Source organism: Marivita geojedonensis (assembly GCF_002115805.1).
Lineage (GTDB): Bacteria > Pseudomonadota > Alphaproteobacteria > Rhodobacterales > Rhodobacteraceae > Marivita > Marivita geojedonensis.
Genome location: NZ_JFKC01000041.1, coordinates 1 through 14,217 on the forward strand (window position 1 = coordinate 1; position 14,217 = coordinate 14,217).

Sequence of the window (14,217 nt, forward strand, 5' to 3'; positions counted from 1 at the left end):
TCGCCGCCGTTACCGGGTTGCTGCCCGCAACGCCAATTCACCGGACAGCAGCGCAGGCAATATCGGCTTTCGGGTCGCGCGAACCGTGTGAGGCGCGTCGCAAGCGACCGGCGGAATAGCGTATCTACTCGGCAGCTTCCAATTGCAAGACAAGGTAGTCGTCGCCCTGCACGATAATGAAAAGATCGTCCCCGTTGAAATCGATAGCGTTCGAAGACGCCATGATGCGCGCGAAAGTCTCACCTTGCGATGGCTATGGACAGAGGGCGAGAGTCGCCGGGCCCGGCGTTATCGTCAGCGTCGTATCATCCAGCGTCCAATTGCCCGTGACACGATTACAATCGGCTTGCAGTACGTACCTGTACATATTGCTGTACTGAACGGCTTCACTGCACTCGGCGTCCTGTTCAAGGACATCGTGAGATAGGTCTGTCCGGGAAAGGGAAAACGCGGCCATCCACATTTTTTTCAACAGAGCCAGCAGATCCAAGAAATCAATTACTATCGAAGTCTCGCCAGTTTGCATCAGGGTTTTCACGGCAGAAGGCTCCCCAAACAGCTAAAAGGTCGCCATAGGTCATATCCTGACCTTCAGCATATCCTTGAATGTAGGCAGAGACAAAGAGCAAGCGAACAACACTTTCTGCCGGCATGTAGCCATCATCTAAGTCTACCTCACCCAAAAAAAGGTTCCTCACCTCGTCACATCTTGACGCTGACAAGGCATTTTGCCACGCCGCGCCGATCTGACCCAAGCCTAACGTATCAGCAGCTGAAACGGATGGTAGTCCAGAGAGAACAAGTGAGAGCGCCAGAACTAACCTATTCATTCAGTCTACCCTTCTTAAAATTTGCGGAGATCCAAATCGGTAAAAGCATAAGTGCGTTTGTTTCCTCGTCCAACACCGGCTGAACTCAGCGGAGCAAATTCGCTCAACAGCCGACGGTCACTCGAGTCGGCCAAGTTCCGTTCCGGAACAACCGGATAATGAAGCACGACGCCTCATCGCGCCTATTGGGGCCTTTCAAGCTGGAAGACTCGGTATTCGTCGCTATCCACGACGATAAAAAGGTCTTCTCCGTTAAAGTCGATAACGTTCGAGGACGTCATTATGCGTGCGAACGCCTCACCTCGCGATGGCTCTGGACAGAGCGCCAAGGTCGCAGGGCCCGGGGTCATCGTCAGCATCGAATCCTCCAGCGTCCAATCCCCGGTGATACGGTTGCAATCAGCCAGCATCGTGTAGCTACCATCTTCGGAATAGGTAACTTTGTACCTCTCCGGAGTATCGATCTCAACTTCCTCGAGATCCGCCGTGGCGGCCATCGTCCACCTCCACGGATTGGATGTCAGTTTCAGGCGCGGGTCGGACAATTCGGCGATCACGTCGAACGCGGCGTCCATCACCGGGTCTTCACCGTTGCGGATAGCCGCCAGTGTCTCCAGCGTCACCGGAACACGGACATCGGGAACAACGCCTGCGGCTTCGAGATTTGGCTCGATTGTGTCTAGGAATGTCGTGCGGGCAGCGGTGTATTGGAACGTGATCCCCTCTGGCATCGCGATCCGATCAATGAATCCGCCGGCACCAAGGGAAGCGTGCTGTCCGACAACAACAGCGCGGCCAAGGTGCTGCAGATGCTGGGTGAAATATTCGCAGGAACTGGCACAGCCCTGGTCGATCAGAATGACCAACGGCCCCGTGAAAGCCAGGCTGGGGCGCGGCGAATGCAGTGTCCGGTCAATCGCGAGAAGCGTGACAAATTCACCGGCATCCGTATCGTACTCCCAGACATCGAATAGTTGTTCTGGCATGGGGTCATCTTCTTCAAAAAAGTAGGACGCCATCACCTGATAAAGCTCGACGAGACCACCTCCATTGCCACGAAGATCGAGGATCATACCCGTGCTGCCGGTCTCGGCCTCGATCTGAAGCGCTTCCTCCAGGACGGCGATCTTCGACAGCATATGGTCCGAGAAGTTGCGCCAGGATACAATTGCCACACCACCGACGGATGAGAAATCGATCGGCATCGAGGACCTCTCCGGTTCCGACAGTTCGAAAGGAACCATGTAGTCACCAGCCGTCATTTGGACGGTTTGAGCGTCCTGATCTCCCGGATTGCGGAAGGTGAAAGAGACGTCCGCTCCATCGGGAAAGCTGAATAGACGCGGTGCCCGCAGATAGGGCTGCAATTCCGCGACACCGGTCGCCTCGATCAACGGCAGTGATGAGAGGTATTCACTCACAGGCGTGCCATTGACCTCGAGGATTTCGGTGCCTTCAGTCCAGCCTGAATCTGCGGCGGGAGAGCCTTCGGCGACGCGGCTCACAAGAATCATGTCACCGGGCAGGATGCCCGCGTCAGGGTTCGACACGACCAAGGCCTCGGCACCGATCCTGGCGCCAAACCGAGACAGTTCGGCGTCCTGCTTCCCCGAATTGATCGCTGCGTTCAGAAAACCGGCACTCGCAGAGGTATGCGTATCCTCGAACGACAGCGCCATGTCATTCAGCGCAAGATAGAAGTCTCCGGCGTCATCGGCAGCCGCCGCAGCCTCCACATCTGGACGATAGGTCGAAGAGACAGCATCCCAATCGATGCCGCGGAAATCGGAATAGGCGTACCGGGTACGCAGATGGTCGACCAGCGCGTCGAACGCCTCGATATAGCCGAGGTCTGAGAAATCCGGAGACGCAGCATCGGCAGCTTCGATCGTATGGATTTCCGGTCGTGGATCGGTCTCTAGGGTGACGCTACCCTCATCATCCAGTCTGGCGACCGACCAACCTTGTGGCACAACCTGCTGCGGATCGTCCTCGGAAAACCATGTCCCGTCGTCGCCCCATCCGGCCGCAAAGGACTCGGCGCCATCTTCGGAGAACAGCAGCAGTGTCCCAGTCTCTATGGCACCGGTCCTTTGGTCGAGCAGGATTGAGAGCAGCCCACCATACTGTTCGAGCTGCTCGAGATAGCTGTCGGAGGACAGATTCGGTGCTGAAACAAGAGCGAAGATGCCAAGCCCCGCACTGCCATCGCCGTTCAAGTCCAAACGACCGCCCGGGGGAAGGATTGGAAGGTCGATCCGGTATCGACCCTCGCCCGTGAACAGCGGGTCGACGAACCGCCCGAGAACCTGGTTGTCAGCGGCTACGAAGCGGTCGAAGCGACCTGCAACGATGTCGGTAGCATCCAAGAGAGCGACCGATGGATTAGGCCAGTACTGCGGCTGGAAGATGAAGCTCTCAGAGGAGACGACGCCTTCGATCGAGATTGGCTCGGCATGGGCGGCCGCAGTGCTCGCGACAAATAGCGCTGCGCATGAAAGGATCTTTTTTCGTCTCATCAACTTTTCCTCAAGCTCTATAACGTTTAGACGCTGCGCTGAGTGTAATCCTCAAATTTCGTAGATTGGGCTTCGACCAACTGACACATTTCATGATCGCATCGACACGCCGCTTACTTGCAAAACACTGAACTGGGTCACGCAGATCGGGGCGCATATTCGGAGGTTTGAGCTACTCCCTATCGCTTGGACAGTTTCCGACACGATTTACGGCGATGCAACGACGCCGGCGGGCAACGTGCCGTCACAGAGGAAAGCGCCTTGTCCTGAAGTTCCCTCAACCTCGAAAGCGTCCTCGCCCGGTACAAATATCATGAAGAGAGCAATCGCCTGATAAACGGCTTCCCCACCTGGCAGGTCCAACTCTTTTCGCAATTGCAACGTGTTCGTCGTGATCGAGTTACCGGTAGCAGCTACGCTGGCTGTGCAAAGCCCATCGACACATGACCAGACATTGTTCTGCATGATGTCTTCTTGACCAAGAAAGATCGCGAGGCCGTTAGCATCGGCAGAATCACGCGCAGCAATTCGCATGGGTTCTACATTCAGGTCGTCGGCCGTCCCAATTTCACTCCAAGCCATCGCCCCAGTGCATTGAACAACGGAACCGCCAAGCAGCGCTTCCAAGGAGTCACTCGCGCCAGCGATCGATGGAACAAATGAAGCTGCCAGGAGCGAGGCCCCGACCATTGGTTTCGTCAAAAAGCTCATTCGGCAGCCTCTCTCAGTTTTTGCATGACTTCGTCACAGGCAGTCGCGGTGCCCACGAGTGGCGTCGTACGGTCTTCTGCAGACATTCCAGAGAGCTGCTCTCCTGCGGCGGCTACGATCTCGTCAGCTTGCTCGGCTGTTATCAAGCCGGCATCTTGCGCCGCGCCGATTGTCGAACAAATACCAGCTGATAGGCCGGTTCCCACACCGACGCCCATCATTGCTCCGCCTCCAAGAAAAAGCGCGCCACCGGCACCCACAACAAGCCCTACGATAAGGCCGATAATCAGTTTTCCCATTCTGCTGTCCTATGCTCCTTAGTGGATTGAAGAATATCACGTTGGTCCCACCGCACGGCAAGGGACACTGAACGATCCGAGGCGACTGGCACAACGGATCCACTCGCCAGATCGAACATCTCTCTAAAGAAAGTCCATACCGGTGAGCCGTATCGGTTGTGACGTGGTTCCATCAGTATATGCGATGCATTCCCAGGGGGCTTTATTGCTGCCAACACCGACGACCACGCGCGTACCGGCTTGCGAGAATTCAGAGCTGATGATGGAGGTCTCGTTGCTTCCCGTCGTTCGGGTCACCGCGTTCATACAGTTCACCCGAGCCTGATCTTCAACGGAGTTCCCAGCCATTCCCGGGCTGGTCATTCCTGTATCTTCAACACATCCAGCCAGCGACACAGAAGCTGCAACACCAGTTGCGAATTTCGACAACAAGTTGTTCATCTATCTACTCCTCAACGTGCATGGGCCGAGCCCACAGAAAACTTGGCGGTCAGGGGCCACGAGTTGCGTTAACTCTAGGCTCCGAAATGCATATCGCCGAACTGTCGCCGATCTAGACAGCACTTGGTCGTGGCCATCCACGTACATGCACACGCCGCAGATGCATTAGTTGCACGCCGGGTAGTTGGCGCGATCTGCTTCCGTCACATCCACAGGGCATTCGGTAGCGCGATTTGCTTCCGAGATATCCGCTTCCGTCGTAAAGGATTGCTCTTCGACGCATCCTGCCAAAGCGACGAGAATGACAGAGACAGCAAGGGCATTTTTCATAGGTTTTCCTTCAGCTTTGTTTGCAGTCGTTTTCTCATCAGGGTGTATCAGCAATCCCCAGGCGGGAGCATGGTCACATCCGAGTAACGGCCATCGGAGGTGGTGATGCGTGCACAGGCTCCTGTGCTTCGATTAAACCAATATGCCGTGAGGCCCTCGGTGCGAATGAGCTCATAGCCAAGATTCTGTATGCCCATCTCCGCCTGGCCCGCGCGGGCACCCTCGAAGGCCGATAGATCGCTGCTGCTGCCGACGCTCGGCTGTCCAACCGTTGGACCTCCTTCCACGCAGGCGGTAAGCGAAAAGATGGCGAGTGCAGAAATTTTGAGTGAGAGTTTCATGTTTCATCCCCGTATTGTTCATGCATCAGATTAACGACCATCACCCCATGCACAACCCTGAAGAAGGTACTTGTTACGAAGGCTGATGGCGACTAGCTTCCTTGGGAAAAATCGAGATATGACCAAGTATTGCTGGGAGTTATGAGATGTCATTCAGAAAGCATGCGACGGCGGCGGCCTTATTGATCTTTGTTGCGAGCCCCGTCTTTTCCGCCGAACAAGAGGCCATTGACGGCTGCATCGACCAGCTCAGAGTCGTAGGCGGCCCCGATGGTCAGTCTGGCGAAGTGCTCAGTTCGGAGTTCTCTGAAGCAGCGACATTGGTCATGCTGCGCGACCGCGGCGGCACGATCTGGCGCTGCGTAGCTTATTCGGATGGAACAGTCGGTGAATTGAGCATCGAGAGCGCCGCCGACGATGGCGGAGGAGCCATGGCCGGCGCGACAGATCGTGTCCGCGTGAGTTTTGACGCAGGGACGACCGGAACCGAGCTGAGCGATACGCTTGCGCCGGGTGGATCGAGGCAATACGTCATCGGCGCCTCCGCCGAGCAATTCCTCTACACCCGCGTGGCCGCAGACGGACCCACGCTCGACTATCAGATATTCAATCCGGACAGCTCGTTCCTTTTGGAACGAACCGGTGGCGATCTGGAGTATCGAGGCCAGCTTTGGCAATCCGGAGACCACGTGATCGAAGTCATCAATCGGACCGGGTCAGAGCAGAGCTATAACCTGATCATTGGCATTGAATGACCGCTTTCTGAACAAAGGACCTTTGAAATGAACAGCACCTTGAAAGCAGCAGCCGGTGTCTTGGCGGTTTTGGCACTGTCGGCTTGCGTCGAAGACACTGGTAGTTCCTCCGGCGTCCCCTCCAGCAACATGCCGACGGCAGCAGAGCAGGCATGCCTCAGAGACGTGACACGTACAACGAACAATGGCGACGTCGTGCTTTTGTCATCCGAGTTTTCGCAAGCTGGAACCCAGGTCATTGTAGGCGTCGGTGAGCAACGTGCCCGCTGGAGTTGCATTGGTTACAGCGATGGGACGACGGCTGACATCACGTCTTTGACGAACGAAGGTACTTTTTAGTGCCGCGCCTCAGGGCGGCATCGCGATGAAGCTTTGCAAGGTCATCCTCGGACTGTTCGGTTTGCTTTGGCTCCTCGCTCTCGCGATCTTTCTTGTCGGACAGTTTGGGCTGTTCGGACAAGAGCGCGATCCGCTGGCCGGAGTGTTCCTCGTTCCGCTTGGCTTCCCTTGGAACCGCTTTATCGAAATCGCACCTGAAGCAACCTGGCCCTGGCTCGCAGCCGCGATGCCGCTCATCAACCTTGCCCTGCTTCGGACAATCTGCCGCGTCGTCGGCAACAAATCCACAAATTGAAGTCTGGAGTGCCTCATGAGACATAGCATGCATTGGTTGTACGTCGCCCTTGCCGTAGCGGCAGCAAGTCCTGCGATTGCTCAGGACCAGACCGCTGAGGCGGTTGGCGCCGGATTGGGGCTTGTCATCGGTCTGAGCATCGCGATCGTTGTCGGCGCCATTGTGGGCTGGCTGGCCAGCCTTATTGTAAAGGGTTCGGGATCAGGACTGTTGACCGACATCCTGATCGGAATCGGTGGGTCGATAGTCGCCAGCTTCTTGTTCCCCGCCCTCGGCCTGACATTCGGTGGCAACACGATCGCGGCGATCCTCTCTCCGCTGGTTGGGGCAGTCATCCTGCTCTTGATCATCAAGCTGCTCCGACGCTAGCCGCACCGAAAAGAGAGGCGAAGCACCTCACTGAACCGAGCCGACCTGGTACTGGACGAGCTTGGAGTCCCTGCCGTCGTCACTCAAGACGAAAAGAAACCTTCCGTCGGGCGACAGCCCGACCCCTTCCGGATTGTGCAGGCGTCGGCGCTTGCCATCAATCTCCCAGTACAAGTCGAACGTTTTTCCATCACCCAGGTCGCGGGATAAGAAGTCCACGGACCTTCCCGTGTCACTGACGACCCAGAAGCCGTTTCGCAAGGTATCCATGACAATGCCTGATACATCATCATGATTGCTTTCCTTCGGGACCGGCACTCGATCAAGGTCGTGAACGCCAACGACGCTTTCGAGATCAGACGAAATTTCGATCAACAGCTTTGGATCGCGCTCCGAAACTACGAAAACCGTCCCGGTCAACGGATCGATTGTGATCCCCTCAAGACCGTTCCGGCGGTCTGGCAAGACCTCTTCAAGGTCGATGTAAGACACCATCTCAGAAAGCGGACGCCGCGAGATTGGATGTGGTGGTTGCAGTCCCACCTCGATGAGGCTCGCCGTTTCTTCGGATACCAAGAGCAGCCGCTTATTTTCGGCGTCCAGGGCTATGCCCTCAAGATCGTGCAGCCTTGGATCTTCGTATTGGCGCTGCAGGCCTCCACCTGCATCCAGCCAGAAGACCGCCTTCGTATTGTCGCTGACGATCCAGAACCCTTTTCCTTTGTCGTCTACCGACAAGCCCGATGGCTCGTCCAAACCAATTTCCGGAAGGTACAAGGGTAAACTGCGAACGAATCTTAGCTCGTAGTCTTGCGCTTGTGCAGAAGCGGCATCGGTCAGCGCCCACGCCACGAGGAGCCAAAACCTACGAAACATACCAATCTTTGACGCCAAGCCCTTCCTTTCTCAGGTCTTCGAGAATACCCGGAATACCGTTCACTGCATCCGCGTCCTTGTGAGACAGGATCAACTCAACGACCGGTTTGAAATCGGTTTTCTTGACCGAGACAACACGGAAATCCAGGCCTTCAAGGGTCTTACGCAAAAGATCCAGGGCCGCCGTCAAGCTTTCCTCGTCTTTGAACTTGAGCTCCAGGGCAGACGTTTTCGTTGCAATGACAAACCATAGCGTTGTCCAGCCAGCGATTGTTGCAACCAGAGCCATGACCGGCAAATCCAGACCGACGGACAGTCCGATAAGGGTCACGAGAATGAGCAGCGCGCCGTCGAGAAGAGAGCTGGATTCCATCCGAAAACGGAACAGTCCGCCGATGCCGAATACGACAAAGCCGATGAGATATCCGTGATGGATCACAAGAAATCCAATCAGCATGCCGATCAAGCCAAAGAGGAAGAGGCTTGCTTGAACCAACCAACCGCGCTGGCTCTGCCGCACCGCACTAGCTCTTGGATGAAAAGCAAATGCAGCGACGAAGGCCATTGTTTCAAGAACAGCCAGAAAGAAGCTGCTTAGCTCTTCCAGATCACGAAGCTGGCCCCACCCAGACCCGCTTATCGTCACGTCGGAGGGAAGAACGATAGAGCCTTCCGGCATCTGGGCCGATGCGACGACCGGAAGGCCGAAGATCAAAAGTATCGTCAGAAATACTGGCATCTTGCTAGGATTGTTCAGCGTGCCTTTGTTTGGATTCCTCATTCCTGTTTCAACTCCACACCGCTCGCATCTGTCTTATCAATGCGCCTAATGACCCGGTCCCGCGTGATGATCCTTTCTGGCAATCCGCGCATATTGATCCGCTTCTTGAAATCCGGCGCGCGAAACGCCGAGATTTGGATGGCCCCGCTTGCCGAGATCTCAAGAAGCGTGATGCTCCGGGCAGACCGTTCGTTGGTGCCGATCAACCGTCTTGCACCGCCGCCAAGCTCGGCCTGCGACACCACCGCGAACTGTTCTAGATAGCCGGGGTAAAACACGTGATGATGCCCCGAAAGATGCAGGTCGATATCCGCATCCTCCAGAAGCGTCTCCAGTTCAGGATCTCCGATGATTTCGGTCTCACGTTCTTGTGCGAACGGCCAGAGCGGAATGTGACTAAAGACGATACGCGCGGGACCTGCGCCGTCGAATGCCGTGCCGAGAGCTTGCATCTGGGCCTCGTCTAATCGTCCGACGCGCGTGGCGTCGAGCGACACGATCCGAGCCGGGCCGATGTCAAACGCATAAAAGAACGGGTAGGTATCGGCTTCGACATAGCGCAGGTCCGGCCGGCGGGCGATCCACTCCTGACGATAGATGTCCCGCTCCATTTCGAAACCGGGATATGCGGACCCGTCATGATTTCCCGGTGTCACGGCCAGCGGGATTCCGGCCGCCGCGAGCGGATCGCTGACTGCCGCATGAAACGCGCGCCACATGGCCCGAACTTCACTCTCTGACAGGTGCGGCCGGCGCTGCCCAGCAACCATATCCCCCGTCGAAAGGACCAGATCAGGCTCAAGATCGATCGTCGCCTGAACCGCACGCGGCACGTCGCCAGAATAGTCGGTCGATCCGTAAGAGCCGTTCAGATCGGAGATCACGACAATGCGCAGCCCTTCAGACGCGACACTTGTCGCACTGCAAAAGGCAAGAACACATGCGAATAGAGCTCTAACCAAGGTCACAAGCGACCGTGTCGCGAACCACGTCCCCTTCAAGGAAAAAAGTCTTCGGGTTCAGATCAAAGCGCAGTCGCCCGGCACGGCAGCTGTCCTGCAGGATACCCACCGCCAGCGCGGTGTTATTCACAACCTGCGCCACCTCACGGTCCTTCAACCCGAGGCTTTGTGCGAGCCATTGATAAATCGGCCCCTGCTTCTGCAAATCGCGGTCAAGTTCCACCAAGCGGGTGTACATCTTACCGTCAAAATGCCTGAGCTTCTCGAGCATCTGTGTGGATTTGGCGAAATTGGCATAGGCCACTCGACCGCCGGCATCGTTGTCGTTCAGGTTCGTCCGCCGCAGAAGCAAAGCGCCTTCCGGCACATCACCATCACCAACTTCGTGATGCTTGGCCTTCTTGTGCTTCACTTCACCGTTCTCAGCCCAATAGTAATAAGGCGTGAAGTCGATATTACCGACCCGGTCCTGCTGGCTGAAGATGAAGTCCAGAAGCACGATTTCCGAGATTTCCCGCATCCAGTAGGCCATCTGTTCACGCGGCACGTCCGGACCAAGGTCACGGTTGATCTGGCTATCGCGGCGACCTTTGGATAGCCCGGCATCGATTGCCTCGATCAATGGTGCATCCTCACGCAGTGCAAGGAACGCAGGGGTTTCCTGGAAATCCAGGCTCTGCCCTTTGCCCCATCCCGATTTGCGTGTGCCATTCATTTCCGAGCCATAGCGGTGTCCCGGGCTGGATGTCAGGATCCCGTAAATCTGCGTACGGTCAGAGGTAAAGATGTCGTTCGTCGGACTGTATGAGGCCGGGTTCGCCTCGGCATCTACGAGATGCTGCCACCCGGCGTGATTCATCCGCGCCGAACGATTATGTCCCGAATTCGCAAGACCTGGACGCGCGACCTCTGAATTGTGCATCGCAACGTCCATCGAACGCCAGACGGTCACCGGCACCATTACGGCCATGTCGAAGTACCGCGAGAAATGATAGTACAGCAGTGGAGAGGCCGAGTAAGTACCGCTTGTGCCCTCAGCGTTCATCGTCACCTTGAATTTCGCAAGGTCATCTTCGGCCAGGTCCTTGGCCGATTTGCCTTCTTTGCAGGCGTTGCGTTCAAACGCAGCGCGGTCATTCGCATATGGCCCCGTCGAAATTTCATAGACCATCATGCCGGGGCTTGTACTCCACGTCTTTGGACACAGGGCGACCTCTGCAGCGTAGAGGTCGATCGCGCAATACGCGGCCTCGTCCTTCAGATCACCATTCGAGTACGCGCCGCCAGGGATCGGGGTGATGCGTACGCAACGCTCAACGACGCCATTCGGGCTGGAAAAGGTCGTCGCCTCACCCAAAACCGCATCACTGGCAAAGGCGGGGGCAGCGGCAAGCGCCGCAAGACAGGAAAGTACAGTCCGGATCATCCGTTTGGCGGTCCTTCGGTTATTTCGGGCAAATTGCAGCGCGTTCGGCATCAGTGATCGACAGCGATGAATCGACCTTGAACTTGTCGAACTTCGCGTCGATCCATGCATCGCAGCCGTTCGAGCACGGCGCGCCGTTACGACCCTTGTCCCAATAGGCCTTGGCGCGCTCTTCGGACCAGCCGCAGAACTGAACAAGTGCCATCGCGGACAACGCACCAGAGGAATGAACACCCCACATGCAGTGCACAAGAACGGGGCCCTTGCCCGGGTTCTTGATCGTGTCGTGAATCGCCTGCATCACAGCCGACGGTCGCGACGACCGCGCCGCCGCATAGTCAAGCGTTCCGGACCCGCATGACGTCCGCCCAAAATCCGTATTCTTGCCAAAGTCAGCGTAAAACGCCGTGTCGAAACCGCTTTCGCACAGAGAGACGCGCTGCGCAGAAGACATACCCGTTCGGTCCTCGTCGCCACCCGAAAAACCACTCCGATAGAGCACACCCGATAGGACAGGCCGGAAAAAAGTCATCCCGTCAGGCGCATCGGGCGCGTTCCGCGCAAGCATAGCGCTCTCGCTAGGTCCTCCACCGCGAGATGTCACGTCTGCGGAAACTGTCGACGCCAGAACACAAAACAGAACTCCTGCAAGCGACTTCCACATACAGCCTCTCCTTGGCATTGTTGCCATCATGGTCCAGCAGCCGCGAGAAAATTTCAATGCCGTTCTGAGCAGATCGTTTGGAAATAACCGTAGGCAAGATGCATCACAAATTCGAAAGCGGTCTTTGAAACCCTGAGCAAATGGATGAACCCTCTCTTTTCGGAATTGATCACGCTGACCCAGTTGTTCACCTCCTGTGAGCACAGATCACGACCAAACTTTAATGGCTGCTCTCAAAATGATGAGATAAGCTAGCTGCGGCGCAGCGAATGACGGCTTTCCGCTCTTCCTGTCGGTTTCTGCACCAGCTGCGTTGATCGCCTGATAGCCACGACGTTCTCTTCCACTTTCCATTGGACTTCACGCTCGAAGGGAGCGGTAGTGTGCACGTCGCCGACGCGCTCGCCAATCTCCGCCCGGACCTCCGGGCTCTGCCTGGTAGCAGGAGCAATGTGCTCCTGACCAAACCAGGAGATCGAGATGATGACGAAGTCCAAACCCGCAGCCACCAAGAAAGCGCAGCTAGTCAAAATGCTGTCGGCGAAGGCCGGCGCCGACATCTTGACGATCAGCGCCAAGCTAGGCTGGCAGGTGCATACGGCGCGGGCCGCGATTACTGGCCTCAGGAAAGACCCAGGGCCTGTCTCTGGATGCCTCTGTGGACTGGTCCCGGTGCAGCCCCAAGCGGATCACTGGGCGGACCCAGCGCCGTATCTGGTCACAGGTCAAGCACTGGCTGGACTGGTGTGTCTACGAGGGAGAGCTGGAGACCAACCCGTTCTCCTCGGTCCGGTTCGAGGCCAAGGTGAAGCACAAGCCCTATGCGGTTCCGACAGACAAGGAAGTGGCAACCCTGCTCAGAAGGTCTGACCCCATCATCGGCAAGGTGATGTTGGTGTGTCTGTTGTCGGGCATGCGGGCTGGGGAGGCGGCAGGACTGCTCAGGGAAGATATCGTCGCCAAGGGAAACCTTGGGTGCTTCTTCCATGTCAGGCCCAATGCCCTTCGCTTGCTGAAGACAGAAGCCGCAGATCGGTTGGTGCCGGTGCATGCCCACCTGGATGCTGTTCTGTCGTCTCTGCCAAGCAGTGGACCTCTGTTCCCGGACCTGACGGTAAATGACATCACCAAGCGGTTCGCGGTTCTGAGAGAGAAGCTGGGCATCGACCGTCCCGGGCTGGTCTTCCACAGCACAAGAAAGTGGTTCATCACCCAGTGTGAGAGAACGGGTGTGCCAGAGCACTTCACCGCCTCTCTTGTGGGGCATAAGTCCGCCCGGTCAGAGAACGGGATCACCTACAGCATCTACTCGGCTGGTATATCGGACGAGCAGAAGCGGGACATCGTCGACCAGATCAGGGTGCCGGTATCATGACCCGGATCCCGGACATCGAAAGCTTCGAGGAGAGGGCCGCTATCGCCGAGTACGATGGCGGTCTTTCTCGTTCTGAGGCGGAGAACGTAGCAGCCAGAGGTCAGGGCTTTCCTGATGCAGCAGCCTACTGGCAGTGGTTGGCTGATTATGTAGTGGCCCGCAGACTGCCCTAACCACGGTCCCCGGCTGGCTCACGCTGGCCGGGGGTTCATGACGTTCTAGGATCGCGTTGCCGTCGCCGGTGAGCCGAGCAAAGGCTCCGCTGCTAAATTGCCCTTAAATTGGCTATTCAGACTGAAGTGATGCGAGATAATCAATTAGAGACAATGTGCGCACACGAACCAAGACTTCGCACTCGGTAGCCGTAATCCCACATTCGACACCTTCCATCAGAGCCTCTCTATAGCGGGCGCCCCACACTGGCATATCTCGACCATGCACTCCAACGTCAACTGTACCTTCCAGAACTCCGACGACGTACTCGACCGGGAAAGTCCCGCCATTGTTCTGACTGAGTGATGTTAAGGGCGGCGCAGGGTCTACAAGATACTGTGAAATTGGACCGTTTCCTGCACCATCAGCTCCATGACACTGGGCACAGCTCACGGAGTATTCGAAAGCCCCTCTTTCTCCTGCTTTTGTTGCTACAGGTACAACCATCAAACAGGACATCAGAAGCGGGAGAAGACCTCTAAACGTCATATCGAACCTCCTTCATTGATAGACACTGCAACCTGACCATATATCAAAACTCGCATACGAGAGGTTTGCATGGAAATCGTTAATGACAAACATGTATTTTGTAAGAATCAACAGGGTTCTGGCCGATGAACCATCGCCAGTAATACTGGCCAGTATCCCCTCACACCCGTTACACCCGTAGGACCCGTTAGAGACCTCTCTC

20 protein-coding genes are annotated in these 14,217 nt (G+C 56.5%); 7 read left to right on the forward strand and 13 right to left on the reverse strand.

Annotated elements, in window-relative coordinates; all coding sequences use genetic code 11:
• Positions 1-494: 494 nt before the first annotated feature.
• The 7 genes from MGEO_RS21610 to MGEO_RS20275 form a co-directional block, all read right to left on the reverse strand.
• Positions 495-830 carry a hypothetical protein gene (locus MGEO_RS21610; RefSeq protein WP_143746323.1) on the reverse strand — a complete coding sequence of 112 codons (336 nt, stop codon included), beginning with the start codon at positions 828-830 and terminating at the stop codon, positions 495-497.
• 182 nt (positions 831-1,012) lie between these two features.
• On the reverse strand, positions 1,013-3,349 hold the full coding sequence (locus MGEO_RS20255) for a S41 family peptidase (protein WP_085641556.1): 2,337 nt from the start codon (positions 3,347-3,349) through the stop codon (positions 1,013-1,015).
• Positions 3,350-3,556: 207 nt separating this feature from the next.
• Positions 3,557-4,060: a hypothetical protein gene (locus MGEO_RS20260; RefSeq protein ID WP_085641557.1), complete on the reverse strand. Its 504-nt coding sequence runs from the start codon at positions 4,058-4,060 to the stop codon at positions 3,557-3,559.
• A complete protein-coding gene (locus MGEO_RS20265; protein ID WP_085641558.1) occupies positions 4,057-4,359 on the reverse strand; it encodes a hypothetical protein in 303 nt (100 codons plus the stop codon). Before MGEO_RS20265 ends, MGEO_RS20260 begins: the two co-directional genes overlap by 4 nt.
• Before the next feature lie 123 nt (positions 4,360-4,482).
• A complete protein-coding gene (locus MGEO_RS20270) occupies positions 4,483-4,800 on the reverse strand; it encodes a hypothetical protein (protein ID WP_085641559.1) in 318 nt (105 codons plus the stop codon).
• A gap of 165 nt (positions 4,801-4,965) precedes the next feature.
• Positions 4,966-5,130 (reverse strand): hypothetical protein, encoded by a 165-nt coding sequence (locus MGEO_RS21485; RefSeq protein WP_158091069.1) that lies wholly within the window; start codon positions 5,128-5,130, stop codon positions 4,966-4,968.
• A 47-nt stretch (positions 5,131-5,177) separates the two neighbouring features.
• On the reverse strand, positions 5,178-5,471 hold the full coding sequence (locus tag MGEO_RS20275) for a hypothetical protein (RefSeq protein ID WP_085641560.1): 294 nt from the start codon (positions 5,469-5,471) through the stop codon (positions 5,178-5,180).
• 146 nt (positions 5,472-5,617) lie between these two features.
• On the opposite strand from MGEO_RS20275, the gene MGEO_RS20280 reads away from it, so the two are divergent.
• Genes MGEO_RS20280 through MGEO_RS20295 form a run of 4 tightly spaced genes read left to right on the forward strand, consistent with a single transcriptional unit; the run spans position 5,618 to position 7,229 of the window.
• A complete protein-coding gene (locus MGEO_RS20280; RefSeq protein ID WP_085641561.1) occupies positions 5,618-6,226 on the forward strand; it encodes a hypothetical protein in 609 nt (202 codons plus the stop codon).
• A 27-nt stretch (positions 6,227-6,253) separates the two neighbouring features.
• Positions 6,254-6,565, forward strand: coding sequence for a hypothetical protein (locus MGEO_RS20285; protein ID WP_085641562.1), 312 nt, complete (start codon positions 6,254-6,256; stop codon positions 6,563-6,565).
• Positions 6,566-6,590: 25 nt separating this feature from the next.
• A complete protein-coding gene (locus tag MGEO_RS20290) occupies positions 6,591-6,860 on the forward strand; it encodes a hypothetical protein (protein WP_085641563.1) in 270 nt (89 codons plus the stop codon).
• A 27-nt stretch (positions 6,861-6,887) separates the two neighbouring features.
• Positions 6,888-7,229: a GlsB/YeaQ/YmgE family stress response membrane protein gene (locus tag MGEO_RS20295; protein WP_106299250.1), complete on the forward strand. Its 342-nt coding sequence runs from the start codon at positions 6,888-6,890 to the stop codon at positions 7,227-7,229.
• A gap of 27 nt (positions 7,230-7,256) precedes the next feature.
• Here MGEO_RS20295 and MGEO_RS20300 read toward each other — a convergent pair whose 3' ends face one another.
• The 6 genes from MGEO_RS20300 to MGEO_RS21250 form a co-directional block, all read right to left on the reverse strand.
• Entirely contained in the window at positions 7,257-8,081 is an 825-nt protein-coding gene (locus MGEO_RS20300; protein WP_233140040.1) for an SdiA-regulated domain-containing protein, read from the reverse strand.
• A gap of 13 nt (positions 8,082-8,094) precedes the next feature.
• Positions 8,095-8,670 carry a hypothetical protein gene (locus tag MGEO_RS20305; RefSeq protein ID WP_146132429.1) on the reverse strand — a complete coding sequence of 192 codons (576 nt, stop codon included), beginning with the start codon at positions 8,668-8,670 and terminating at the stop codon, positions 8,095-8,097.
• A gap of 212 nt (positions 8,671-8,882) precedes the next feature.
• A complete protein-coding gene (locus MGEO_RS20310; protein ID WP_158091071.1) occupies positions 8,883-9,770 on the reverse strand; it encodes a metallophosphoesterase family protein in 888 nt (295 codons plus the stop codon).
• Between the two features lie 70 nt (positions 9,771-9,840).
• Positions 9,841-11,274 carry a hypothetical protein gene (locus MGEO_RS20315; protein ID WP_085641567.1) on the reverse strand — a complete coding sequence of 478 codons (1,434 nt, stop codon included), beginning with the start codon at positions 11,272-11,274 and terminating at the stop codon, positions 9,841-9,843.
• A 19-nt stretch (positions 11,275-11,293) separates the two neighbouring features.
• The gene (locus tag MGEO_RS20320) at positions 11,294-11,728 is read right to left on the reverse strand and encodes a protein-tyrosine phosphatase family protein (protein WP_146132428.1); all 435 of its coding nucleotides are present in this window, start codon (positions 11,726-11,728) and stop codon (positions 11,294-11,296) included.
• A 461-nt stretch (positions 11,729-12,189) separates the two neighbouring features.
• Positions 12,190-12,516: a hypothetical protein gene (locus MGEO_RS21250; protein WP_233140044.1), complete on the reverse strand. Its 327-nt coding sequence runs from the start codon at positions 12,514-12,516 to the stop codon at positions 12,190-12,192.
• On the opposite strand from MGEO_RS21250, the gene MGEO_RS21810 reads away from it, so the two are divergent.
• Genes MGEO_RS21810 through MGEO_RS21615 form a run of 3 tightly spaced genes read left to right on the forward strand, consistent with a single transcriptional unit; the run spans position 12,470 to position 13,486 of the window.
• Positions 12,470-12,808: a DUF3489 domain-containing protein gene (locus tag MGEO_RS21810; protein WP_233140042.1), complete on the forward strand. Its 339-nt coding sequence runs from the start codon at positions 12,470-12,472 to the stop codon at positions 12,806-12,808. The genes MGEO_RS21250 and MGEO_RS21810 overlap by 47 nt on opposite strands.
• Positions 12,744-13,313, forward strand: coding sequence for a tyrosine-type recombinase/integrase (locus tag MGEO_RS20330; RefSeq protein ID WP_158091072.1), 570 nt, complete (start codon positions 12,744-12,746; stop codon positions 13,311-13,313). The genes MGEO_RS21810 and MGEO_RS20330 overlap by 65 nt, the downstream gene beginning before the upstream one ends.
• Positions 13,310-13,486 carry a hypothetical protein gene (locus tag MGEO_RS21615; protein WP_170102932.1) on the forward strand — a complete coding sequence of 59 codons (177 nt, stop codon included), beginning with the start codon at positions 13,310-13,312 and terminating at the stop codon, positions 13,484-13,486. Before MGEO_RS20330 ends, MGEO_RS21615 begins: the two co-directional genes overlap by 4 nt.
• The last annotated feature ends 731 nt before the right edge of the window (positions 13,487-14,217 follow it).